Origin of the sequence: Mycobacterium paraseoulense (genome assembly GCF_010731655.1) — a bacterium.
GTDB lineage: Bacteria > Actinomycetota > Actinomycetes > Mycobacteriales > Mycobacteriaceae > Mycobacterium > Mycobacterium paraseoulense.
The window spans coordinates 5,560,669-5,582,166 of record NZ_AP022619.1 but is presented as its reverse complement, the minus strand read 5'-3'; the positions used below and the strand labels follow the sequence as shown (position 1 = coordinate 5,582,166).

The 21,498-nt window shown below is 67.6% G+C and carries 25 protein-coding genes; 9 read left to right on the top strand and 16 right to left on the bottom strand.

Annotated features, from left to right (window positions below; translation table 11 throughout):
- Positions 1 to 87: 87 nt before the first annotated feature.
- The gene (gene pgm, locus G6N51_RS26105) at positions 88 to 1,716 is read right to left on the bottom strand and encodes a phosphoglucomutase (alpha-D-glucose-1,6-bisphosphate-dependent) (RefSeq protein WP_083172546.1); all 1,629 of its coding nucleotides are present in this window, start codon (positions 1,714 to 1,716) and stop codon (positions 88 to 90) included.
- 134 nt (positions 1,717 to 1,850) lie between these two features.
- Here pgm and crcB (G6N51_RS26100) point away from each other — a divergent pair, with 134 nt between their 5' ends.
- Complete coding sequence (gene crcB / locus G6N51_RS26100; protein WP_083172544.1) at positions 1,851 to 2,246, top strand: fluoride efflux transporter CrcB; 396 nt, start codon at positions 1,851 to 1,853, stop codon at positions 2,244 to 2,246.
- Positions 2,243 to 2,626, top strand: coding sequence for a fluoride efflux transporter CrcB (gene crcB, locus G6N51_RS26095; protein WP_083172542.1), 384 nt, complete (start codon positions 2,243 to 2,245; stop codon positions 2,624 to 2,626). The genes crcB (G6N51_RS26100) and crcB (G6N51_RS26095) overlap by 4 nt, the downstream gene beginning before the upstream one ends.
- A 1-nt stretch (position 2,627) precedes the next feature.
- Here the strand turns inward: crcB (G6N51_RS26095) and G6N51_RS26090 are convergent, their stop codons facing one another.
- From G6N51_RS26090 to G6N51_RS26080, 3 genes are read right to left on the bottom strand one after another with little or no spacing between them, the layout of a single operon-like run.
- Positions 2,628 to 3,245, bottom strand: coding sequence for a GNAT family N-acetyltransferase (locus G6N51_RS26090; RefSeq protein ID WP_083172540.1), 618 nt, complete (start codon positions 3,243 to 3,245; stop codon positions 2,628 to 2,630).
- Positions 3,238 to 4,116, bottom strand: a complete 879-nt coding sequence (locus tag G6N51_RS26085; protein ID WP_083172538.1) for an LLM class F420-dependent oxidoreductase — start codon at positions 4,114 to 4,116, stop codon at positions 3,238 to 3,240. The genes G6N51_RS26090 and G6N51_RS26085 overlap by 8 nt, the downstream gene beginning before the upstream one ends.
- Before the next feature lie 20 nt (positions 4,117 to 4,136).
- The gene (locus G6N51_RS26080; protein WP_083172536.1) at positions 4,137 to 4,493 is read right to left on the bottom strand and encodes a DUF488 domain-containing protein; all 357 of its coding nucleotides are present in this window, start codon (positions 4,491 to 4,493) and stop codon (positions 4,137 to 4,139) included.
- 47 nt (positions 4,494 to 4,540) lie between these two features.
- On the opposite strand from G6N51_RS26080, the gene G6N51_RS26075 reads away from it, so the two are divergent.
- Positions 4,541 to 5,815, top strand: coding sequence for an HNH endonuclease (locus G6N51_RS26075; protein ID WP_083172660.1), 1,275 nt, complete (start codon positions 4,541 to 4,543; stop codon positions 5,813 to 5,815).
- Here G6N51_RS26075 and G6N51_RS26070 read toward each other — a convergent pair.
- From G6N51_RS26070 to G6N51_RS26060, 3 genes are all read right to left on the bottom strand, one after another.
- The gene (locus G6N51_RS26070; RefSeq protein WP_174814425.1) at positions 5,812 to 6,504 is read right to left on the bottom strand and encodes a mycothiol-dependent nitroreductase Rv2466c family protein; all 693 of its coding nucleotides are present in this window, start codon (positions 6,502 to 6,504) and stop codon (positions 5,812 to 5,814) included. The two genes, G6N51_RS26075 and G6N51_RS26070, sit on opposite strands and share 4 nt — an antisense overlap.
- Positions 6,505 to 6,529: 25 nt before the next feature.
- A complete protein-coding gene (locus G6N51_RS26065; protein WP_083172532.1) occupies positions 6,530 to 7,450 on the bottom strand; it encodes an HpcH/HpaI aldolase/citrate lyase family protein in 921 nt (306 codons plus the stop codon).
- A 152-nt stretch (positions 7,451 to 7,602) separates the two neighbouring features.
- Complete coding sequence (locus G6N51_RS26060; protein ID WP_083172530.1) at positions 7,603 to 8,565, bottom strand: hypothetical protein; 963 nt, start codon at positions 8,563 to 8,565, stop codon at positions 7,603 to 7,605.
- Between the two features lie 312 nt (positions 8,566 to 8,877).
- Here G6N51_RS26060 and G6N51_RS26055 point away from each other — a divergent pair, with 312 nt between their 5' ends.
- Positions 8,878 to 9,450: a hemerythrin domain-containing protein gene (locus tag G6N51_RS26055; RefSeq protein ID WP_083172528.1), complete on the top strand. Its 573-nt coding sequence runs from the start codon at positions 8,878 to 8,880 to the stop codon at positions 9,448 to 9,450.
- A 53-nt stretch (positions 9,451 to 9,503) separates the two neighbouring features.
- Positions 9,504 to 10,961, top strand: coding sequence for a protein adenylyltransferase SelO (locus G6N51_RS26050; protein WP_174814424.1), 1,458 nt, complete (start codon positions 9,504 to 9,506; stop codon positions 10,959 to 10,961).
- Here the strand turns inward: G6N51_RS26050 and G6N51_RS26045 are convergent.
- The 5 genes from G6N51_RS26045 to G6N51_RS26025 are packed head-to-tail and all read right to left on the bottom strand — an operon-like array spanning position 10,958 to position 13,457.
- Entirely contained in the window at positions 10,958 to 11,791 is an 834-nt protein-coding gene (locus G6N51_RS26045) for an LLM class F420-dependent oxidoreductase (protein ID WP_083172524.1), read from the bottom strand. The two genes, G6N51_RS26050 and G6N51_RS26045, sit on opposite strands and share 4 nt — an antisense overlap.
- A gap of 19 nt (positions 11,792 to 11,810) precedes the next feature.
- The gene (locus tag G6N51_RS26040; RefSeq protein ID WP_083172522.1) at positions 11,811 to 12,242 is read right to left on the bottom strand and encodes a DUF4267 domain-containing protein; all 432 of its coding nucleotides are present in this window, start codon (positions 12,240 to 12,242) and stop codon (positions 11,811 to 11,813) included.
- Between the two features lie 57 nt (positions 12,243 to 12,299).
- Positions 12,300 to 12,569, bottom strand: a complete 270-nt coding sequence (locus G6N51_RS26035; RefSeq protein WP_083172520.1) for a hypothetical protein — start codon at positions 12,567 to 12,569, stop codon at positions 12,300 to 12,302.
- 30 nt (positions 12,570 to 12,599) lie between these two features.
- Positions 12,600 to 13,019 (bottom strand): YkvA family protein, encoded by a 420-nt coding sequence (locus tag G6N51_RS26030; RefSeq protein ID WP_083172518.1) that lies wholly within the window; start codon positions 13,017 to 13,019, stop codon positions 12,600 to 12,602.
- 30 nt (positions 13,020 to 13,049) lie between these two features.
- On the bottom strand, positions 13,050 to 13,457 hold the full coding sequence (locus G6N51_RS26025; RefSeq protein WP_083172516.1) for a DUF732 domain-containing protein: 408 nt from the start codon (positions 13,455 to 13,457) through the stop codon (positions 13,050 to 13,052).
- Positions 13,458 to 13,573: 116 nt separating this feature from the next.
- On the opposite strand from G6N51_RS26025, the gene G6N51_RS26020 reads away from it, so the two are divergent.
- Positions 13,574 to 14,437 (top strand): phytanoyl-CoA dioxygenase family protein, encoded by an 864-nt coding sequence (locus G6N51_RS26020; protein ID WP_083172515.1) that lies wholly within the window; start codon positions 13,574 to 13,576, stop codon positions 14,435 to 14,437.
- A gap of 158 nt (positions 14,438 to 14,595) precedes the next feature.
- Positions 14,596 to 14,811 carry a hypothetical protein gene (locus G6N51_RS26015; RefSeq protein WP_083172513.1) on the top strand — a complete coding sequence of 72 codons (216 nt, stop codon included), beginning with the start codon at positions 14,596 to 14,598 and terminating at the stop codon, positions 14,809 to 14,811.
- Here the strand turns inward: G6N51_RS26015 and G6N51_RS26010 are convergent.
- Positions 14,808 to 16,220, bottom strand: a complete 1,413-nt coding sequence (locus tag G6N51_RS26010) for a C45 family autoproteolytic acyltransferase/hydolase (protein ID WP_083172511.1) — start codon at positions 16,218 to 16,220, stop codon at positions 14,808 to 14,810. The two genes, G6N51_RS26015 and G6N51_RS26010, sit on opposite strands and share 4 nt — an antisense overlap.
- A 152-nt stretch (positions 16,221 to 16,372) precedes the next feature.
- Entirely contained in the window at positions 16,373 to 16,717 is a 345-nt protein-coding gene (locus tag G6N51_RS26005; RefSeq protein ID WP_142275000.1) for a hypothetical protein, read from the bottom strand.
- Between the two features lie 337 nt (positions 16,718 to 17,054).
- On the opposite strand from G6N51_RS26005, the gene G6N51_RS26000 reads away from it, so the two are divergent.
- Positions 17,055 to 18,254, top strand: a complete 1,200-nt coding sequence (locus tag G6N51_RS26000) for a glycosyltransferase (RefSeq protein WP_083172507.1) — start codon at positions 17,055 to 17,057, stop codon at positions 18,252 to 18,254.
- 8 nt (positions 18,255 to 18,262) lie between these two features.
- Here the strand turns inward: G6N51_RS26000 and G6N51_RS25995 are convergent, their stop codons facing one another.
- Complete coding sequence (locus G6N51_RS25995; protein WP_083172505.1) at positions 18,263 to 18,994, bottom strand: class I SAM-dependent methyltransferase; 732 nt, start codon at positions 18,992 to 18,994, stop codon at positions 18,263 to 18,265.
- Between the two features lie 202 nt (positions 18,995 to 19,196).
- Between G6N51_RS25995 and G6N51_RS25990 the strand changes: the two genes are divergently transcribed.
- Positions 19,197 to 20,096, top strand: a complete 900-nt coding sequence (locus G6N51_RS25990; RefSeq protein WP_083172503.1) for a universal stress protein — start codon at positions 19,197 to 19,199, stop codon at positions 20,094 to 20,096.
- Between the two features lie 53 nt (positions 20,097 to 20,149).
- Here the strand turns inward: G6N51_RS25990 and G6N51_RS25985 are convergent, their stop codons facing one another.
- Entirely contained in the window at positions 20,150 to 21,448 is a 1,299-nt protein-coding gene (locus tag G6N51_RS25985; protein WP_083172501.1) for an MFS transporter, read from the bottom strand.
- Between the last annotated feature and the right edge of the window lie 50 nt (positions 21,449 to 21,498).

Below are 21,498 nucleotides of genomic sequence, written 5' to 3'. Positions count from 1 at the left end.
TCGCCCAGCTGAGGATCCAAACTTCGCGTGGCAGTCGGGCGTTAGGCGACCCGCATTCCCCCGAGCGGGTAAAGCGGAGGGAAAGGGTCACCCAATGACTTTATTAACCACCTCGCGCGCGGCTTCCTGCACCTCCGCCAAATGCTCTGGGCCATTGAAGGACTCCGCGTAGATTTTGTACACGTCCTCGGTGCCCGACGGCCGCGCGGCAAACCATGCGTTCGCCGTCGTCACCTTCAATCCGCCCAGCGCCGCGCCGTTGCCGGGCGCGGCGGTGAGTTTCGCGGTGATCGGCTCGCCGGCCAGCTCCGTGGCGGTGACCTGCTCGGCCGACAGCTTGCCCAGCCGGGCCTTTTGCTCGCGGTCGGCGGGCGCGTCGACGCGGGCGTAGAACGGCGTGCCGTATTCGGCGGTCAGCTCCTGGTAGCGCTGGGATGGGCTCAAACCCGTGATGGCCAGGATCTCGGAGGCCAGCAGCGCCAGGATGATGCCGTCCTTGTCCGTCGTCCACACCGAGCCGTCCCGGCGCAGGAAGGACGCCCCCGCCGACTCCTCGCCGCCGAAGCCGATGGTGCCGCCGATCAGGCCGTCGACGAACCACTTGAACCCGACCGGCACCTCGACGAGCTTGCGGCCGAGGCCGGCGACCACCCGGTCGATGATCGACGAACTCACCGCGGTCTTGCCGACGGCGATGCCGTCGGGCCAGGACGGCCGGTGCGTGTAGAGGTAGTCGATGGCCACCGCCAGGTAGTGGTTGGGGTTGAGCAGGCCGCCGTCGGGCGTCACGATGCCGTGCCGGTCGGAGTCGGCGTCGTTGCCGGTGGCGATCTGGTAGCGGTCGCGGTTGGCGATGAGCCCGGCCATCGCGTCGGGCGAGCTGCAGTCCATCCGGATCTTGCCGTCGTGGTCGAGCGTCATGAACCGCCACGTCGCGTCGACCAGCGGGTTGACCACGGTCAGGTCGAGACGGTGCCGCTGGGCGATCTCGCCCCAGTAGTCCACGCTCGCGCCGCCCAGCGGGTCGGCGCCGATGCGCACCCCGGCCGCGCGGATCGCGTCGATGTCGACCACGTTGGGCAGGTCGTCGACGTAGTTGCCCAGGTAGTCGTGGCGCTGGACGGTCTGCAGCGCCCGGGCCAGCGGCACCCGCTTCACGCCGGTGCCGTCACGCAGAATCTCGTTGGCGCGCTTGGCGATGGCGTTGGTCGCGTCGGTGTCCGCCGGCCCCCCGTTGGGCGGGTTGTACTTGAAGCCGCCGTCGGGTGGCGGGTTGTGCGACGGCGTCACCACGATGCCGTCGGCCAGCGCCTCGGTGCGGCCGCGGTTGTAGCCGAGGATGGCGTGGCTGACCGCCGGCGTCGGCGTGTAACCGTCGCGGGAGTCGACCATGGTGACGACGTCGTTGGCGGCCAGCACCTCCAGCGCCGACACCCACGCCGGCTCCGAAAGACCATGCGTGTCACGGCCGATGAACAACGGCCCGGTGGTGCCCTGGGCGGCGCGGTATTCGACGATGGCCTGGGTGATGGCCAGGATGTGGGCCTCGTTGAACGCCCCGCTCAGCGCCGACCCACGGTGACCCGACGTGCCGAACACCACCTGCTGGGCGACGTCGTTCGGATCAGGCTGAATCGAATAGTAGGCCGTCACCAGGTGAGGCAGATTGACTAAGTCTTCGGGCTGGGCCGGCTGACCGGCGCGCGGGTGGGCCATGGTTACCAATTCTGCCCGTGCCCGTCGCGCACCGCCGCCTTGGACTTCTCAGGTACTTCCCGGGTTCATCTCCTGGTAAGTCGAAGCCCTACGCTGCTAGGCGCACCCACTCGCAGACCGAAGGGAAGCCAACCGTGGCACAGGATTATCGCGAGTTGGCCGCGGTTTTCGTCGGCGGGGCGATCGGCACCCTGGCCCGTGCGGCGCTGCAAGCCGTCGCCGTGCGCGACCCGCATCACTGGCCGTGGGCGACTTTTGCCGTCAACATCGTCGGCGCGTTTTTGGTCGGCTACTTCACCACCCGGCTGCTGGAGCGGCTGCCGCTGTCGAGCTACCGGCGCCCGCTGCTCGGCACCGGACTCTGCGGCGGGTTGACCACGTTCTCGACGATGCAGGTCGAGACGCTGAAGATGATCGAGCATGGCCATTGGGTCATGGCCATGAGCTACACCGTCGTCAGCATTGTGGTCGGCCTGCTGGCGGTGCACCTGGCCACCAAGATGGTGCGCCGGGTCAGGGTGCGCCGATGACGGCCTCCGTAGTCACCACGGCCCTTGTCTGGGGCGGCGTCGTCATCCTCGGCGGCCTCGGGTCGGTGCTGCGATTCGTGGTCGACTGCGCGGTGGGCCGGCGGATAGCCCGGTCTTTTCCGTTCGGCACGTTGGTCGTGAACATCAGTGGCGCAGCGCTGCTCGGCTTTCTCGGCGGCCTGGCGCTGAGCAGGGAGGCGGCCCTGTTGGCCGGCACCGCGTTCGTCGGCGCCTACACCACGTTCTCCACCTGGATGCTGGAAACTCAGCGGCTCGGCGAGGAGCGACAGGTGCGCGCGGCGTTCGCCAACATCGTCGTCAGCGTCGCACTGGGTGAAGCGGCGGCGTTCCTCGCGCAGCGCGTCGCCGAGGGGCTCTGAATCAACCGCCGGGAACGTCGTCGGGCGTGCGGGGCAGCGCATACAGCGCCATCCGCCGGTTCGACATGTCGTGCTCGCCAAGGAAGGCGCAGCCGCCGCGCTCGCAGAACGTGCGCGCCAAGACATTGCGGTGGTCGGGATCGAACATGATGCGCCGACATTGCGGATCGAGGCCCAGGATGCTGCCCACCAGATACGGCAGCAGGTAACCGACGTGTCCCCGCTTGATGTAGTCCAGATCGGCGACCGCGACGTGCAGACCAAGGTCGTGGGGATGGTAGTCATAACGGTGCGCAATGGAATCCTTTGCCGCCCTGTATAATTCGATGTACGCGCGGTTTGTTCCATAGAGCGTTGCGATGAACGGCCTTGAGAAGCCGCCGTCGAGTTGCGCCCTCAGGTACCGGCGCCAGCGCCGCACCGGCCAGGCGGACTCCCACGCTTCCACCAAGTGCGGGCGGCTCATCCACTCGGCGATCATCTCCGCGTCCGCGTCCGGGTCGGCGAGACGCAACCCGTACGGCTCGGGCAGCGCCGGTATGGGCGGCGGCGGGACAGCGCGGACTTCGTCGGGGATGTCGGTCAACTCCCGCGGCAGTATGGGCTGGGCCTCATTCACTGTGCGCAGCCGCCATCCACCGCTCAGCCAGCGCCGAGACCCAGTCGGCCGCCGCCCCGGGCGTGTCGGGGGGCGCCTCTACGAGAACCAATTCGTCGATGCCCAACTCCACGAGGGCGCCGACATCGCCAACGCCCGGTTCGCGCAGCGCGACCGACAGGCGCAACTGCGCGCGATCACGCCCCGAGTCGGCGCATAGCCGCTCCAGCCTGGCGACGCGACCGCGCACGGCCTCGGCGCCATCGAGGTTGAACCCGTACCAGCCGTCGCCCCACGCCGCCACCCGGCGCAGCGCCGAATCGCTATTGCCCCCAAGCACGATCGGGATACGACGATCGCGCACCGGCTTGGGATTGACCCGAACGGAGTCGAAGCGGACGAAGTCGCCGTCGAACGAGGCGACATCGTCACGCCACAACGTGCGCATCGCGGCCGCGTATTCGGCCGTGCGCGCACCGCGACGGGCGAAGGGCACTGACAACGCGGCGAATTCCTCCCTGCACCACCCGATCCCGACGCCCAGCGTCAGCCGCCCACCGCTGAGGCGATCCACGCTGGCGGCCTGCTTGGCCACCACCACCGGATTGTGTTCGGGCAGCAGGAGCACGCCCGTCCCCAGCCCGATCCGCGATGATGCGGCGGCGGCGAAGCTCAAGGCGATCAGCGGGTCAAGCCAGTCGGCTTGTGCCGGAACGGCAATGGTGCCATCGTCGGAGTAGGGATAGCGCGAAGCGGGCCGGTCGACCATCACCACGTGTTCGCCCGCCCACAGCGTGGCGAAGCCGCACTCGTCCGCGGTTGACGCAACGGCGTCGATCACCGCACGATCGGCGCCGGCACCGATGCCCAGCGCGTGCAATCCCAGCCGCATCGCACGATCGTCTCACGCGTTCAGCGGCTTTTCAGCAGCTCCGCGAGGACGGCCGCCTGGCTGATGTCCAGGTCGCGGGTCGCGGTGACCAGGGTGAGGACACCGCGCCCGGCCAGTTCGCGCAACTCCTGCAGGGCCGCGCTGTGGCGCAGCTCGGCCTCATAGCGCCTGGCGAATTCGTCGAACCGCTCGGACCGGTGCTGATACCACTCCCGAAGTTCCTTCGACGGTGCGACCTCCTTGCACCAGGTGCCCACCCGCGGGTCGTCCTTGCGGATTCCCCGCGGCCAGACGCGGTCCACCAGTACACGGCGGCCCTCGTCCGGGGTGACGTCGTCGTAGACCCGCGACACCCGGATCCGGCTCCCGGCGCTCACAGGCGCCAGCGTAGGCGTTTGTCGGCGGCTTTGTTATGATCGAATATATGTTCGAAGAGTTGGCGGAGATCGACGCGAACGCCGATGAATCGGCGCTGATCGAGCGCATCGCCGAGCTGGAGACGGCAAAATCCGCGGCCGCAGCCGGGCAGGCTCGCGCGGCTGCCGCACTGGACGCTTCGCGCCGAGCCAGAGAAGCCGCCGCCGGGGTGCCTGTCGCGCGGCGGGGACGGGGCGTAGCCAACGAGGTCGCCCTGGCCCGGCGCGACGCACCCGCCCGGGGCGGCCGACACCTGGGCTTCGCGAAGGCGTTGGTACACGAGATGCCGCACACGCTGGCGGCACTGAAGTGCGGGGTGCTGTCGGAGTGGCGGGCGACGCTGATCGTGCGTGAGAGCGCCTGCCTGGACGTTGAGGACCGACGCGCGCTGGACGCTGAGCTCTGCGCAGAGCGGGCCGGCCTGAACGGCGTTGGCGACGCGCGAATCGCGGCCGCCGCCAGAGCGATCGCCTACCGACTGGATCCGCATGCCGTCGTAGAGCGGGCGGCCAAGGCCGAGAAAGACCGCACGATCACCATTCGGCCGGCACCCGATACCATGACGTACCTCACCGCGTTATTGCCGGTGGCGCAAGGTGTTTCGGTGTATGCGGCGTTGCGCCGTGAAGCGGACACCCGCGGAGACGGTCGCTCACGCGGACAGGTGATGGCCGACACCCTGGTCGAAAGGGTCACCGGTCGCAGCGCCACGGTCCCCACACCGGTCGCGGTCAACCTGGTGCTGTCCGACGAGACGCTGCTGGGCGGTGGCGATGCGCCGGCCGACGTCGGCGGCTACGGTCCCATCCCCGCCGCGGTCGCGCGCGCGATGGTCAACGGCGCGGTCACCGACCGACGTTCACGCGCGACGCTGCGCAGGCTTTATACCCACCCCCGGGCGGGGGCACTGGTGGCCACGGAGTCGCGGTCACGCATCTTCCCACGCGGCCTGGCCGCATTCATCGGGCTCCGCGATCAGCGCTGTCGCACTCCCTACTGCGACGCACCGGTCCGGCACCGCGACCACGCGCGACCGTGGGCCGCCGGCGGCGCGACCACCGCGGACAACGGCTTGGGGCTGTGCGAGAGCTGCAACTACGTCAAGGAAAACGCGGGCTGGCGGGTGACCACGGCCGTCGACGAAAACCACACTCATACAGCGCTATTCACAACACCTACGGGCAAGAGCTACCGCTCGACCGCACCACCGTGCGCACCTGCGATCACGGTCAGCAAGCTAGAGTCCCGGGTCGGGGTCTGGATCGCACGACACGCGGCCTAGGTCTCCTGGCCGGTGAGCCGCTCGACGTCGATGACTTCACCGCGATTGATGCTGACCCAATCGCGCCCGTCCAGGTAGGGACGCAGGCTTCGGCCGATGAGCTCGACATCGGCCGGGGATTTGGGCCGCTGCAGCTCGTACACGTGGGGCAATTCGGCCATGCCGATGACAACGTTCCACAGCGTCAGGGCCTCGGGGCCGGTCGGCGGGTCCACGAGGACGGGCCCAAACAGGCACTGCCCCAACAGAAACAGGGTCGGCACTCCGTAGCCGCCGGCGTCGACGACCCGCTGATGGTCGCGGAGTATCTCGTCGTGAGTTGTCGGGTCGCCCAGCGCCGCGTCGAAGACCGACGCCTCGACGCCGATGTCGCTCAGCAAGCGCCGGGCGACGGCGGGGTCGTGGGGTTTGCCGCCCAGCGTGTGCAGTTCGCGCCCGACGGCGGCGTACCACCGGTCCAGAAGCGACATGTCCGTTCGGCGCAGGAGCGCCCCGATCCGCATCAGCGACCATCCGTAGGACCACTCCCGTTCCCACGGGTGCTTCTGGCCCTCCGACCGGTTGATCTCTTCGAGGCTGAAGAACCGCCAGTCGACGGTGATGCCGAGCTGCTCGCGAACGTCGCGAATCCACAACGAGGTCTGATAGGCGAACGGGCACATCGGGTCGAAATGAAACTCCACTGCCATGCCCATGCTGGACCCGTTCCGTCGCTCAGTAATGATAGGTGTCCGACGGCGCGGGCGAATGGTCCCGTTCTTCGTCGTCGAAGTCCGACGATTCGATGCCGTAAGCGCGGGCCAGCTCGAGGATCTTGGTGGCCCGGGCGATGCGCGGCAGGTCGGAACCGTTGCGAATCTCTCCCCCGTCGCGCTCGAACTCGGCGAAAAATTCCTTCGCCCAAGATATTTCGTCCTGCGATGGTGAGAGGCCCTCGTTCACCACGGCGCACTGGTCCGGCGCCAGGCAGATCTTGCCCGTCATCCCGAATTCCACGGAGACAGCCGTCGCCTCGATCAGTTTCAGGGCGTTCGAACCGATTGTCGGCCCGTCGATCGCGCTGGGTAGGCTGGCCGCCTTGGCCGCGATCGTGAAGCGCGACCGGGCGTAGGCCAGCGTGCTCGGGTCTTCCCCGAAACCGGTGTCGCGGCGGAAGTCGCCGATACCGAAGGCCAGCCGGAAAGTGCCCTTCGCCGCGGCAATTTCGGTGATGCGCTCGAGGCCGCGGGCCGTTTCCACCAGCGCCACGATCGGCACGTTGGGCAGCCGTTGCGCGGTCTCGGTGACATGGTCCACGGATTCGACCATGGCCAACATCACCCCGCCGACCGGTGTTCCCGCCAGGGCGGCGAGGTCGTCCGCCCACCACGGGGTGCCAAAGCCGTTGATGCGGACCCAGTCGGTGTTACCGGCGCCCAGCCAACTCACCACGTTGTCCCGGGCGGCGTGCTTGTCTTTGGGGGCGACGGCATCTTCGATGTCGAGGACGACGATGTCGGCGCGGGAGTGCGCCGCGGCCTGGAACCGGTCGCCGTGGGCGCCGTTGACCAATAGCCAGCTCCGGGCCAAGACGGGATCGATGCGATACCCGATGTCGTCGGGCTCCGTCGCGCTGCTGTTGACCTGGTCGTACATTCGTCTCACATGGTTGTCGATGTCGGGCTGGTGCCCTAACCGTAGCGAAATGCCCAAACGATCGGTTGACGTGTCCCCTCACGCGCAAACGGTTCGGCCGCCCGGCCGAGGATGGAAACCTCAACCGAGCGGCCTCGCCCGTGAATCCGCTGTCAGTTGATGCCGACGACCTCCTGCGCGATGGCAGCGACGCGCGTCTGGGCGGCCGACACGACCCGCTGGCGGTTCTTGTTGGCCTCCTCGTAGGCGATGATCGCCCGGACGTCGCCCGGATTGGTGAGGTCCTTCACCTCGGCTACGGCCTCGGTGACGTTGAGCTCGTCGTAATTGGCGATGGGCAGTTCGTCGGCGTCGAGAACTCCCACGGCGGCGCGCGCCGCGTGCAGGGCGTCGGCGGTCTGCTGCGCCCCCTCGTTGCGGGTGACCTTTTCGGCCGCCTCCAGAGCGGCGTTGCGCGAAGCGGCGAGCGCCCGCGTCGCCACGTCGCCGGCGTGCGCGCTCCGGCTCACCAATTCGTTGAACGTCGGGCGCGCCGAGCGCAGCGCGTCCGCCGCCCTGTCGACCCCTCGGACCGACCACTCAACCGGCAGGTTCACCAGTTTCACTGCGGTACCGGCGGCCGCCTGCAGTGGCGTGCGACGCAGCGCGGCCGGGCCGCCGAGCGCGTCCTCGGCGAGCACCGTGGTCAGCCAGTCGACGGTCGCCGAGTGGGCGGTGATCAGCCGCGCCGCCAAGCTCTCGATGTCGGGAAGTTCGGCCGCCACGGCCAGCGCCTTGAGGTAGCGGGCACGGTCCAGCAGCTGGTCCTCGAGCGCGAGGTCGCCCAGCAGCGCCTCGTCGAACGGCTGCGCCTGTTCGGTCAGCGCCTTGACGGCTGCGGCGGCACGGCCCAGGAAGGGGCCGACGATGTCGGGGAACCCGCCGAGCTCGCGGATCGCCTTCTCGATGGCCACGGACCGCTCACGCGCGTTCGACGCGTTCTGCGTCAGCTCGCGCTCGACGGCCTCGGTACGCGCCTGTGCGATGCGGGTCTCGGCGACCTGGATCTCGGTGTTGGTCAGCTGGTGCAACGCGCGCAGCTGCGCCAATACCGTCGTCTTGTCCGATGAAGTCATTGAAGAACTCGCCTCCTGCGTTGATTGTGTGGATCGGCACGAGAGCGCCTTCTGGTCGGCTACCCATTCGGTGGCCGACAGATAACATCGGGTCCGGCCGTGTGATCCAGATCGCTTTGCGGTGTGGCCCTCCGGCCTGTTGAACAGCGCGGAAACTGTTGTCTGCCAAAGCCTTCGGACCGGGCCGACACCGCCCCGCCGTGGTGGCGACCCGGCCGTCGTTTAGGGGCTTGTCCAGCGGGTATGCCGTGACAAGCCGCACTCAGCCCATAGTGCGAACTCCAACTCCCGACAAGACCGGAGGTATCGGCGATGGCCGACATGATTGTCCAATCGCCCGACGAGGTCGTCGCGTTCCTGAAAGCCCAGCACAACCTCATCGAGGACATGTTCGACGAGGTGCTGCACGCTTCCGAACCGCAAGCGCGGGAGAAGCCGTTCGTCGAGCTGCGCCAATTGCTGGCCGTCCACGAGACGGCCGAGGAAATGGTGGTGCACCCGCGGGTGCGTCGCGAGACCGACGACGGAGACGCCATCGTCGACGCCCGGCTCGAAGAAGAGCACGAGGCCAAGGAGCTGCTGTCCAAGATCGAGAAGCTCGACATCACCTCGCGTCAGTTCATCGACGAGCTCACCAAGCTGCGCGACGCCGTGCTGCAGCACGCCCGGCACGAGGAGGAAGACGAGTTCCCCGTGCTGCAGCGCGAAGTCGACCAAGACGACCTCAAACGGATGGGCGCTGCCGTGCGTGCGGCCGAGGCCATCGCGCCGACCCGCCCGCACCCGGGCGTGGAATCGGCCAAGCTGAACTTCGCCCTGGGGCCGTTCGCGTCGATGCTCGACCGCGCCCGCGACGTGATCAAGCAAGCCATCGGTGTCGGCTAGGCCGGCGAGGCTGACTTTTCCGTAGGCTCGACGAGGTGAGTGTCGCCCCGGATATGACCGTCGCTCTGCAGGACCGGTTCTTCCGTGAGTTGCCGGAGATGGCCGTCCGCTGGCAAGCAGAGTCCCCGGCCGAGCTGCGGCTACTCGCGCTCAACGAGCGGCTTGCGGCCGAGCTGGGGCTGGACGCCGACTGGCTGCGAAGCACCGACGGGCTGCGATTCCTGGTGGGCGATTTGGTCCCGAGCGCCGCGGTTCCGGTGGCCCAGGCCTACGCCGGGCATCAGTTTGGCGGTTTCGTCCCCAGGCTGGGCGATGGGCGCGCGCTGCTACTCGGCGAGATCGTCGACGGTGACGGGCGGCTGCGCGACATCCACCTGAAGGGTTCCGGGCCCACGCCGTTCGCGCGCGGCGGCGACGGGCTTGCGGCGGTGGGCCCCATGTTGCGCGAATACATCGTCAGCGAGGCGATGCACGCGCTGGGGGTGCCGACCACGCGATCGTTGGCCGTCGTAGGCACCGGGCGTCCGGTGCTGCGCGAGGCGGAATTGCCCGGGGCGGTGCTGGCCCGTGTGGCCAGCAGCCACCTGCGGGTGGGCAGCTTCCAGTTCGCCGCTTCCACCGGCGACACGGATGGACAACAGGGCCTGCTGCGACGCCTGGCCGACCACGCCATCGCCCGCCACCACCCCGGCGCCGCGGAGGCCGAACGCCCCTATCTCGCGTTGTTCGAGGGCGTGGTCGCCGTGCAGGCGGCGCTCATCGCGCGCTGGATGCTGATCGGGTTCGTCCACGGGGTGATGAACACCGACAACATGACGATTTCCGGCGAGACGATCGACTACGGGCCCTGTGCCTTCATGGAGGCCTATGACCCCGAGACGGTCTTCAGTTCGATCGACTTCTGGGGTCGCTACGCCTACGGCAACCAGCCCCTCGTCGCGGGCTGGAACCTCGCGCGGTTCGCGGAGACGCTGCTTCCGCTGCTCTCCGACGATGTCGAGGAGGCCGTCGCGCTCGCGGAGGCGTCGTTCGGTGTCTTCCAGCGTGAGTACGACGCCGTGTGGCAGTCCGGAATGCGCGCCAAACTCGGCTTGCCCGCGGACCTCGACGCGCGAGAATCCACGGCACTGGCCGACGAGTTGCTTGCCCTTTTGAAGGACAACCATGTCGACTACACCTCGTTCTTCCGCCACCTCGGCCGAGCCGCGCGCGGCGATGCCGAACCCGCACGCGGATTGTTCGTCGACCTCGACGGGTTCGACGCCTGGCTGCCGCGCTGGCAAGGCCTGCGCCCCGATGCCGACGTCATGGACCGGGCCAACCCGGTCTACATTCCGCGCAACCACCTGGTCGAGGAAACCCTGGCGGCCGCGACGGCGGGCGATCTGGGTCCGCTGCAACAGCTCCTCGCCGCGGTGACCGCGCCCTTTGACGAACGGCCGGGCCTGGACCGGTACGCGAGCCCGGCCCCGGAGGACTTCGGCAAGTACCAAACGTTCTGCGGCACTTAGCCTTGCGTTAGCTTTGCGGCCTCGGCCTGCAGTTCATCGAGACGGCGAAGGGTCTCGTCGCGAGGCTCGGTGGGCAACTCCACCAGCAGGTGCTCCACCCCGAGCGCGATGTAGCCCTCGAGTTCGTCAGCCGTCGGTGCTCCGCCGTGGAAACTGATCACCGGTACGTCGCGTCCGGCGACGCCGCGCAGTTGCTCCAGCTGAGGCGCCAGAACCTCCGCCGATGGTGTCATCGACAGCCAACCGGCGTGCAGCCGGGCGATGCGTTTGAAGCCCGCAGGCCCGCCGCCGAAGTACAGCGGCGGATAGGGCTTCTGCACCGGCTTGGGCCAACTGTAGATGGGGTCGAAGTTCACGAATTCGCCGTGAAATTCGGCGGTTTCACGCGTCCAGATCTCGATCATCGCGTCGATCCGCTCGTCCACCACTCGCCCGCGCACGCCCGGATCGACGCCATGGTTGGCGATCTCTTCGCGCAGCCAGCCCACACCGACCCCTAACCGGAAGCGTCCCCGCGACAGCAGGTCCAGTGACGCAACCTCTTTGGCCGTGTGGATCGGATCGCGCTGGGGAACCAGGGCGATGCCGGTGCCCACAACGAGCCGTTCGGTGACGACCGCCGCCGCGGTCAGCGCCACAAAGGGATCCAGGGTGCGGTAATACTTCGGCGGGATCGGACCACCCGCCGGATACGGGGTGACGTCGCCGGCCGGAATGTGTGTGTGCTCAGCGAGAAACAGCGACTCGAACCCGCGCTGCTCGAGCGCCTGCCCCAGCTCCACCGGACCGATGCCCTCGTCGGTTACGAATGTCAGCACGCCCAAGCCCATGCTGCTCAGTCAACCCCATTCAGCTCGTCGCCGCGACCGGCCCCCCGGGTGGTCCGGCGCGCCGCGCCCGACCGGCCCCCCGGGTGGTCCGGCGCGCCGCGCCCCAGAGCCCGACGCCGATGCCGATGACGGCGCCGCCCAGGCCGATGATCCGCTGCGAGGGCTTCAGCTGGTCGTGGACGCTGAGGCCGCCCAGCAGGTCGGCGGCGTCGGCGCCGCCGGACGCCAGGAACCAGCCGCGGGTGTTCTTGCCGCGCAATGCCGCCACCGCGAGCATCCCACCGATCAGCGCGTCGCGATATCCCATGGACCGCAACAACAGTCGCGCCGTCGGCGTCGGCTCGCCCGGGTCGCCCCAGAACTTGTTCGCGCTCAGGGGGTCGACGAGAAACCAGACGCCGGAGCTGAGTCGGATGCTGCCCGCCATAAGTGCGGCTCGATCGATTGACATGCTCGGCAGCCTAGGAGCAACCGGCGCCCTCGCGCACCGGTTCACCCCAAGAGCCCGTCATGGCAGTGGGCACGCGTGGGCGATTTGGATGGAGGCCGGCCACAATGCGGTGGTCAGCCCGAAGGCCACCGCGTCGGCACCCGTGGGCAGCACCGCTTCCACCCGCTCCTGGATTCGTCGAGTCTCGTCACCGTGAAACACGGTCCACACGAATCCGATGCACAGATAGGGAATCGCCAGCCACAGCGCCAGTTCGATCAGGGCGCCGACCCGGACCGGGTATCGCAGGGTGCGGCGCAGTAGATCCACAACCGCAGATTCGCACATGGCCGTCGTCAACGCAAAGGTGGCGCAGGGTCACTCCAGCGCGGGGTCGGGCAGCCCGCATAGTATGCATAAGGTGGCGAGGCCGTCGGGCGTGCCGGGCCAGTGCTCGGCAAGGGCACCGGGTCCCGCTGTGCGGCTGATCCAGCGCAGTACCAGGCCAACGATGATCACGTCGTCGGCGAATCCGATGACCGGGATGGCGTCGGGTATCAGGTCGATGGGCGATACGACGAAGGCGATCAACGCGAGCAGAGCAATCCGGATCCGCCGCGGCAGTTCGGGGTCGGCGGCGAGACGTTTGAGCAGCCGGAGCACATCGGGCAGCAGGCGCACCAGGTCCTGCAAGTTGGCCTTGGGCCGCATCAGCCAGAAGGTGACCGCGAGGATCAGCCAGATCACTGCGAACGCGGTCGCGAGGCCGATCAGGATCATCCACCAGTCCGACCACATCGTTCGATCTTCCTCGACGGACCTCGCGCCCTACGCGGCGCCCGGCGTCGGCCACGGAAACATGGGCCACATCCCCGTCGGCGGCAGAGTGGGACCTGGCGGTGGCTCGGCGGTCGGTTCCCCGAGGTGCTGGGGGCAATAGGCGGCCACCGCGCTGACCGTGAATTTGGTTGCATCGTCCACGGAAAATCCGGGATTGCTGGCCGACATGCTCTGGATGACGTCGGCCTGCGAGTGGCCCTGGTCCATCAGCTGGCAGGCCTTTTTCGCCACCCCGATGGCGACGGGTCCGCTCTTGAAGGGCACACCCGCCTGATCGAGCGCCGCCAGGAAACTCGCATCGGGCCCCGGCCCGTTGTTGCCAGCCGGATCGGCCTGTGCCGGGGCGGCAGCGCCGATGACAGCCGCGAAGCCCACCACTGCGAGAAGCGTCCGCACCGCTTCATCCTTGTACAGAAAGCGGGCGTTGTCCTGTCGGCCCGGGTACGCCGTGATTCGGTGTGAGTTGGGGTGAAGTCGGCTTACTGTGGATGCCGGACGAAGGACGAGTGCCAATGAACATCGACGACGAGTCCGTCACGACGCTGGAAGACCTCCGGGGCGATCTGGCGCAGCGGTACAAACGGACACCCACCGGTGGGAGCTCGGTCGACAGCGCCGTCGTCGACGCCGACATGGCGGCCCTCGACCGCGACGGATACGTCATCTGGGAGGGCCTGCTCACCCCCGAGCAATGCCGACAAATCCGTGCGGTGGTGCTCCCCTGGCTGGCGCACACGGGACGCAACTCCTTCGAGGGCCGGCGCACCCAGCGCATCTACAGCCTGCTGAGCCGGACACGCGTCTGCGACGGGATCGTCGACAATCCCCGGGTGCTCGCGGTGCTCGATCGGCTGCTGATGCCCAACTACCTACTTTCGGCGTTGCAGGCCATCAATATTCAGCCCGGCGAGTCGGCGCAGCTGGCCCACCACGACGACGGGTTCTATCCGGTTCCGCGTCCCCGAGAACCGTTGGCGGCGGCGACGATCTGGGCCATCGACGACTTCACCGCCGACAACGGCGCCACCGTCCTCTACCCTGGCAGCCACCGTTGGGGCAAACGCCGGCCCGGCCCCGAGGACGCGGCCCTGCCCGTCGTGATGCCCGCCGGCTCGTGTGTCTTCTTCGTCGGCACCCTCTGGCACGGCGGGGGTGCCAACAACACCGACCGGGACCGTCTCGCCGTCACCGCCCAGTACTGCCAGCCGTGGCTGCGGCCGATGGAAGCGTTCACATTGTCGATATCGCGGGACGTCGCTCGCGCGGTCTCCGACGACATTCGCCGGATGCTGGGCTACAGCATCCACCCGCCGTTCGTCGGCGCGGTCGACGGCCTGCACCCGCTACGGCTGCTGGAAACCGCGCAGGACTCCTAGGGTCTCCTCCATTCCATGCCCGCGTGGATACCCCGGACCTCAGCGACGCTGACTGCGCGCCCGGGCGAGCCGCCGGACACGGCGCGGGCCGGCTGGTGTGTGATGCACCGCACATTTATGCTGGGGGTGTATCGCGGGTCACAACATTAGGAGTCTTCATGGCGGCAACCCACGGCCCGAAGAAACCCGTCGTTGCCGTACCGCGCCCGAGCGGAGCGATCCATCCGCACCGGACAATGCTGGCCGTGGCCATTGTCGTGGCCCTGACCGCAGCGATCACCGGCACCGTGGTGGCCGCATCGACCGGACATACCACCGCCGCGCTCGTCATCGCCGTCGTGACGGGCGGGTGGTTCTCCGCCGCCCTCTGCTAGCGGCTTCGCCCGGCTGCCGCACCGGCCGGGCGGATATGCGCCCACGGCCGCGGGGGGCGATCCTCCAAACAGCCGCGTTGCCAAGTCCATTGGGGGTGCGCGCGAAGAAAGTCCTCGGCAATGAACTCGGCGCCGTCGGCGCGACCGAACCTCGCCCACAAGCTCATCGACTCGACGTCGGCGGACCCGACCACTTTGCCGTCCACAGATCCGTGCGGACTGAACGCGGTCACGTCGTTGAATTGACACGGGTCGGCGTCGTAATGGGCGCAGATGGTCCGCGCTGAGGGGTTCACACAGTCCAGGTACGGGTCGAAAGTGTCACCGAGCATCCGCCGGGCCGCATCGTCGTCGATGTGGCCGTCGTGCTCGGCGAGGAGCTGTTGCCAGCGGACCTCCCGGGCCCCGTTGGGTGACCGGACGTCGTCGAACCCTGTCGCGCGGCACTCCAGGTTGCGGATGCGCGGGTCCCTCGGAGCGTTGTCGCCCCAGAAATAGCCGTCGGCCTTCCGCGTGAGCCCCTGATACAGCAAACCCTGCTCATGGCAGGCGATTTCACCGCTTTTGATGTCCCCGATCAACCACGAGCAGGCGTAGCCGCCATTGTTCTCGGTGTTGAGCATCTCGATCCAGTCATCGATATCGCGCGCGTATTGACAGGCCTTGCGCGCGCGGACGAACTCCGGCACGCGGGTCTCGTCGTAGCCCCTGGATCCGTCGTAGCCGCTGATCGTTGTCTCGCAGATGGCCAGACCCGCGCCGGTCAGCCAGAAATCGGTCATGCTCGCGATCCAGCCCGGCGCGGTCTGCATGACCATTCGGTTGCCGTCCTCGGGCGTCACATCCAGGATGACGTTCTCGAACTGGCCCTGCCAGAAGTCGGTAAAGCTGGTGTGGCCCATCACTATCGATCCGTCCACGGTCGCGCTGCCGGTGGCGATGAAGGCGCTGCAGTGGCTGCCTTGAGCGCCCGTCGGTGCCACCGCGCCATAGCGACCAGAGTGTTTCGGCCACCAATAGCCGGTGAGCTCCATCCAGTCGTTGATGCCGAGGACGTCGTGGAAGGTGGCGGGGACGCCCGCGGCGGTCAATCCGGCGGCAATGCCTTCCATTTCCTCGCGCAGCTCGTCACCGACGTGGTCGGCATGCAGTTCGTTGGCGCGGGCGACGAAGAAGTCGTAATCCATGCCGATGGTCTGATACGTCATCTCCCGGTAGACGCGGACCGACTCCGCATACTCGCTGGCGACGAGGTAGCCGTATTGGAACCCACGAGCCGCCGGGGACCCGTTGACCGCGACGTGAATCCATCCATCGACTTCCCGCCGCGAAGCTTGGCCGAGCCATGTCCGCTGTTCCGCGGTCAGCTCGGCCGGCGCGGACGTTGTTCGTTGCTGTTCCCTGCTCATCGACTCCCTCATCAGACCGGCGGACATACGCTGGCTTACCCACATGAGGCGTGGATTCACGGAAGTCGACGAAATCGGGCCGATCGGCGATTTACGCGCGGGCGCCGCCCCGGGACTCGATCAGACTGGTGGCGCCTGAGCGCCGGGTGCGGCTAGCTGGCGACAGCGCCGGGGCAGTACTTGATCCGGCCCAGGTCGACCCACATGTTGGCGCGCTTGGCGGCCTGCTCCGGGTTCAGTCCGGTCACGCTCTGATTGTTGGCTTGTTGCATCGCGCCGACCAGCTGGGCGCGTGACCAGCCCTGTGCCATGGCATTGCACATCGTCTGTTCGGTTTGCATCTCGTAGAACGGCCAGTCCGGCGGGAAGCCGATCGGGTCGGCGTGAGCCGCAGCGAGCGTGGGCGGCAGCGAAGCCGAAGCAACGAACGCGATCACGAACGACAGGGCGGTGAACAGCCTTCTCGTGACGGACAGGGGTGGGAGCGACAGTTGCACGGACACGTCTCCTCGATTCAGCGCCTCGATGACCTGGAGGCTCGGCAAGCGGTGGCCCCCGCTCACCAATCGTAGGGCTTGGGTGCATTGACGGGGTCAGAAGCCGGGAGTGGAGTAAACGTGCAACCTCGGCCATGCGAGGCTACGTCGTGTCCGACGACCGAAACATCCGTGGTCTTGAGCGCCCGCGGGCCGGGGGCTTCGAGAGCCACGGCATGTACCGGCATTGGGGAGAATGCAAGGTGAGAGCCCTGGTTGCGGGCGCCCGCGTCGAGGTTGTCGGGCGGGACAACTTGTGTAACGTGGCACGCACATCACCGAAAGTCGGCTTCCTGACATGAGATTCGTGCTGGCAACCTTGGGAACTCGCGGCGATATCGAGCCGTGCGCCGCCATCGCCCGGGAACTGCAACGCAGGGGTCACGACGTGTTGATGGCCGTGCCGCCCAACTATGTGGGCTTCATCGAGTCGGCCGGGCTTGCCGCGGTCGGCCACGGCCCGGACCAGGTGCGGCAGAACGCAGAAATCGCTCGCAAATACGGGGCGACGCCGAACCCCGCCACCATGGCGTGGGAAATCTTCCGGGACATCACGCAAACGTGGCCGGAGCTGGGTAGGGCGCTCACGTCACTGGCCGACGGGGCCGACCTGCTGTTGACAGACGCCAGCGAGCAAGGGCTGGCCGCCAATGTTGCGGAATACTATGACATTCCACAGGCCGCGATTCACATCTATCCCATTCCCCCCAGCGAAACGCTTTCGCCCGTAACCAGAGACGCCGAGGACGACCTACGCCGGGCGCTGGGGCTGGCAGCGGAAAGGGGCGCGTCCGCGCCGCAGCCGCTGGAGATCCAGGCCTACGACGACTTCTTCTTTCCGGGACTGGCAGCCGAATGGGCGGAACACGGTGTCCGGCGACCATTCGTCGGGGGCCTGACGCTGGAGTTGCCGACCGAGGACGACGACGACGTCTCGTCATGGCTCGCCGCGGGAACGCCGCCAATCTATTTCGGTTTCGGCAGCAGCGCGCGAGTCGCATCGTCCGTCGACATCATCGCGATGACCACCGCGTGTGCCCAGCTGGGCGAACGGGCGTTGGTTTGCAGCGGTGTCAGCGACCTCGCCGACGTCCCGCATCTCGAGCACGTGAAGCTGGTGAGCGCGGTGAACCACGCGACCGTTTTCCCCGCCTGCCGCGCGGTCGTCCACCACGGGGGCCCGGGCACCACGTTCGCCGGCATACGCGCGGGAGTCCCCACGTTGGCGCTTGCCGTCTCGGTCGATCAGCCGCTATGGGCAGCTGCGGTCAACCACTTGGGAGTCGGCATAGGACGGCGCTTCGTCGATACCACTCCGGATTCGCTGATCGCGGATCTGCGGTCCATCCTCACGCCGCAGTGCGTGGCTCGTACCCGTGAGGTCGCCGCCCAGATGGCCACACCCGCGGAAAGCGCCGCCACGGCCGCCGACCTCTTGGAGGAGGAAGTTCGTCTCCGCCGCTCGACTGACGGGCAACCGCCGCGGACCGCGGAATGATCCTGTTGTCAGTGCGCGGCGGTCGAATGCTGAATCTGCGCGGCCGAGACGCTGCGGTAAGACGGCAACTCGAAGTCGGGGCAGGCACAGATGTCGGTACTGTCCCTGACACGCTCCAACCAATAACTCCGATCACCGGCCGACGCGCAGGCGTAGAGCTTCATGTAGGTGGCCGCGAACGGGAACAAGACGCCGTTGCCGACGGCCTGCCAGACGGCCGCCGCCACGCCGGGGGTCTCGACCCCCCGGTAGTCGTCCAGCGCGATCACACCTCGTGGCGCGGCGTGGGTCACGGCGAGGTCGATGTCCTTGGCCACGCAAGGGTAGCTGTGGCAGCCGTCGACGTGGGTGAAACGGAGCGCCCGTTCGCCAAGATCGAGTTCTGACGACGGGCAGACCTCGAGCTGTGGCCGGCGCGTATGGAACCGATCCCAGTTGGTCAGGAACTGCTGCTGGTCCAGGCCCGCGTACTGCTGGCGTGAGATCGGCGCGATGTCGCCGTGGTCCACCACCGCACCGAACAGGTCACAGATCACCAATTCTTCGTCGTCGCGCAGGCCGTAACCCATGAGGATGGCGGACTTGCCCTGATACGTGCCGATCTCCAGCATGTCGCCGGTGATGCGTTCGGCCGTCTGGCAGGCGAGCAGCTTGCTGAAGAGCGCGACATCGGCCTCGAAGAACCAGCCGTCGACGTTGTCCATCTGCTCGGCATAGAGGGCCCAGGCGGCTTCGGTCATGACGCGCTCCTGCGCATGAACTCCTCCAGGGAAGTCGGTAGTGGCCGACGTCGTGCGCCGTGCGTTGAAGGGTATCAATGCGTCGGGCGGCCCACTCGGTGCCTTTGGTCCTTCGGCTTGCATCTCTTCGGCCCTGACACTTACGGCCGCCCCGGGCGATCCTGCCGGTGGGTACACGGGGCCGATCAGAAAAGAACTTCGAATGTGGCAACCACCACGTGGCGCGATCTTGGTAGGCGTTGATGGCTCGGCCGCGGCTCTGGGCGCCGTCCGGTGGGCGGCCCGCGATGCGGCGCTGCGGAAGGCGCCGCTGGCCCTCGTCCATGTCGTCGACGCCTTCTTGCCGCAGTGGTTCGAGGTCGCCGCGCCGGCCGGCTTCAGCCAATGGCAGGAACAGCGGGCTCGCGATGTCATCGCGTCGGCGATCAAGGTCGCCGCGCAGGACACCGGTGCCTGCGATCCGGTGCGGATCGATGGCAAGGTGCTGCACTCGGCGACCATCCCGACACTCGTCGGCCTCTCCCGAGCGGCGGAGATGGTCGTGACCGGCTACCGGGGACACGGCGGCGCCTTGGCCGGCGGCTTCCTGGGCTCGGTGAGTTCGAACTTGGTCTACCACGCGCATTGCGCGGTTGCCGTAATCCACGACGACAAAGCCATGACCGGCACTGGCGCGCGGGCGCCGGTCCTGGTCGGCATCGACGGCTCACCGGCATCGGAAGCGGCCACCGCCATCGCATTTGAGGAAGCCTCCCGACGCGGTGTCGGGCTGATGGCTTTGCACGCCTGGACCGATCCGCGGGTTTCCGGCTCCAAGGCGTTGTTCCAAGACTCGAAATGGGACGCTCAGCTATCCGAGGAGGAGGAGACGCTGGCTGAACGGCTGGCCGGTTGGCACGAACGCTATCCCCAGGTGGGGATCGACCGCCGGATCGAAATCGGTGATCCGGCACGTTGGCTGATCAAGGCGTCCGAACGGGCGCAATTGATCGTGGTCGGCAGCCACGGCTGCGGCCGGTTCAGGGGCAGGTTGCTGGGATCGGTCGGGGCGGCGGTGGTCAACAGGGCCAAGGCCCCGGTGATCGTGGCGCGCCAGCCCTGACGGTGGCCGTGGGTTGGCATGTGCCGCGGACGATCCCGGACGTCATCGCTCGCTCATTTCTTCGGCCCGACCGGCACGAGGTCTTCTGTGAGGGCCTCGTCAGCCAGGTGTTCGAGTTCCTTGCCTTTCGTCTCCGGTCCCATCGAGTAGCCGACCAGCGTTAGCACCCAGAGACCGGCGAGCGCCAGATACGGTGTCTCGAGCCCGTATTGCGTAATGCCCCAACCGACCACGGCCGGGGCCGCGATGGAGACCACCCGGCCGCCGCCAACAGCGATGCCGAAACCGGTGCCGCGCAACACGGTTGGGAAGAGCTCTGAGACGTAGGTGTCACCGACGCCCCAAAGCCAGCCGAGGGTGGCGATGGCGATCGCACCAAAGATCAGATATCTGTCCAACGAGTGGGAGGTGGCGGCCAGGATCGTTGAGATCAACTCGATCACTCCGGCGAGGATCGCCGAAGGGCGCCGGCCCACCCAATCGGCGAGCGCGGTTCCCACGTAGACGAAGAGGACCTGAAGCAGGAAGAACACCAGGGCATAGCGGATCGCGTCGATCGAGGATGCGTGGAACCTCTTGACGATGTACGTCGTCAGAAAGACGGTTACGCCCCAGTAGCCAACCGCGTTGGCGGTGTAGATGAGCCAGCCGGAGATGAGTCGCCGACGTACGCCGGGAAGTTGCCAAAGTCGTGGCCTGGCGGCCCCGTTGTCGACCCTGGTCTGCACATCGGTGTACCGGTGCGACTCGGCGATACCCCGCCTGACGAGGAATAGGACGACGGCCGGGACGATCGCCACGACGAAGGCGGATTGCCAGCCGAAGCGCGGGACCAGGGCCAGCGCGACGGCGGCCGCGAGGACATAGCCCAGCGAGAAGAAGGAGAAGATCACCCCGCCGACTCCGAGCGCGCGCGTCTTCGCAGGCCAGACTTCGGCGGTGTAGGGCGCACCGACGGCCAGTTCACCGGCGCCGCCGACACCGGTGAGGAAGCGAAGTCCGGTGAAGGCGGCCAGATTCGCGGTGAGCCCGGCCAACGACGTGGTGATGCCGTAGAGCAGGATCGACGCTCCGAGCGTGGCTTTGCGGCCCCACCGGTCGGCGGCGTATCCGAAGCCGATGGTGCCAATTGTGTAGCCCAACAGGAAGATCGAGCCGATGTACCCGGCCTCAGCGTCGGTGATGTGCAACGTCTTCTTGATGTCCGGCAGCACCAACCCGTAGATGTTTACCGCGTACGAGTCGAAGCCGTAGCCGAGCCCGGCTGTCACTGCGACGAAGAGCGCCTGCTTGAACGTCGCGGGTATGGCTCTAGGTACCTGGGTCGGGATGCTGCCCACATTCGATGTCACCCCGGGAAGGTATGCGGCGACGCCACTTGCGCAAAAGGATCACAATCCGC

Coding starts and splice junctions, on each gene's coding strand:
- G6N51_RS25990 (WP_083172503.1), top strand. CDS start 19,197: ATGTGGCAACCACCACGTGGCGCGATCTTGGTAGGCGTTGATGGCTCG.
- G6N51_RS26050 (WP_174814424.1), top strand. CDS start 9,504: ATGACCGTCGCTCTGCAGGACCGGTTCTTCCGTGAGTTGCCGGAGATG.
- G6N51_RS26010 (WP_083172511.1), bottom strand. CDS start 16,220: ATGAGCAGGGAACAGCAACGAACAACGTCCGCGCCGGCCGAGCTGACC.
- G6N51_RS26040 (WP_083172522.1), bottom strand. CDS start 12,242: ATGTCAATCGATCGAGCCGCACTTATGGCGGGCAGCATCCGACTCAGC.
- pgm (WP_083172546.1), bottom strand. CDS start 1,716: ATGGCCCACCCGCGCGCCGGTCAGCCGGCCCAGCCCGAAGACTTAGTC.
- G6N51_RS26035 (WP_083172520.1), bottom strand. CDS start 12,569: ATGTGCGAATCTGCGGTTGTGGATCTACTGCGCCGCACCCTGCGATAC.
- G6N51_RS26085 (WP_083172538.1), bottom strand. CDS start 4,116: ATGCGGCTGGGATTGCACGCGCTGGGCATCGGTGCCGGCGCCGATCGT.
- G6N51_RS26065 (WP_083172532.1), bottom strand. CDS start 7,450: ATGTACGACCAGGTCAACAGCAGCGCGACGGAGCCCGACGACATCGGG.
- G6N51_RS26055 (WP_083172528.1), top strand. CDS start 8,878: ATGGCCGACATGATTGTCCAATCGCCCGACGAGGTCGTCGCGTTCCTG.
- G6N51_RS26020 (WP_083172515.1), top strand. CDS start 13,574: ATGAACATCGACGACGAGTCCGTCACGACGCTGGAAGACCTCCGGGGC.
- G6N51_RS25995 (WP_083172505.1), bottom strand. CDS start 18,994: ATGACCGAAGCCGCCTGGGCCCTCTATGCCGAGCAGATGGACAACGTC.
- G6N51_RS26075 (WP_083172660.1), top strand. CDS start 4,541: ATGTTCGAAGAGTTGGCGGAGATCGACGCGAACGCCGATGAATCGGCG.
- G6N51_RS26060 (WP_083172530.1), bottom strand. CDS start 8,565: ATGACTTCATCGGACAAGACGACGGTATTGGCGCAGCTGCGCGCGTTG.
- G6N51_RS26030 (WP_083172518.1), bottom strand. CDS start 13,019: ATGTGGTCGGACTGGTGGATGATCCTGATCGGCCTCGCGACCGCGTTC.
- G6N51_RS26070 (WP_174814425.1), bottom strand. CDS start 6,504: ATGGCAGTGGAGTTTCATTTCGACCCGATGTGCCCGTTCGCCTATCAG.
- crcB (WP_083172542.1), top strand. CDS start 2,243: ATGACGGCCTCCGTAGTCACCACGGCCCTTGTCTGGGGCGGCGTCGTC.
- G6N51_RS26045 (WP_083172524.1), bottom strand. CDS start 11,791: ATGGGCTTGGGCGTGCTGACATTCGTAACCGACGAGGGCATCGGTCCG.
- G6N51_RS26015 (WP_083172513.1), top strand. CDS start 14,596: ATGGCGGCAACCCACGGCCCGAAGAAACCCGTCGTTGCCGTACCGCGC.
- G6N51_RS26000 (WP_083172507.1), top strand. CDS start 17,055: ATGAGATTCGTGCTGGCAACCTTGGGAACTCGCGGCGATATCGAGCCG.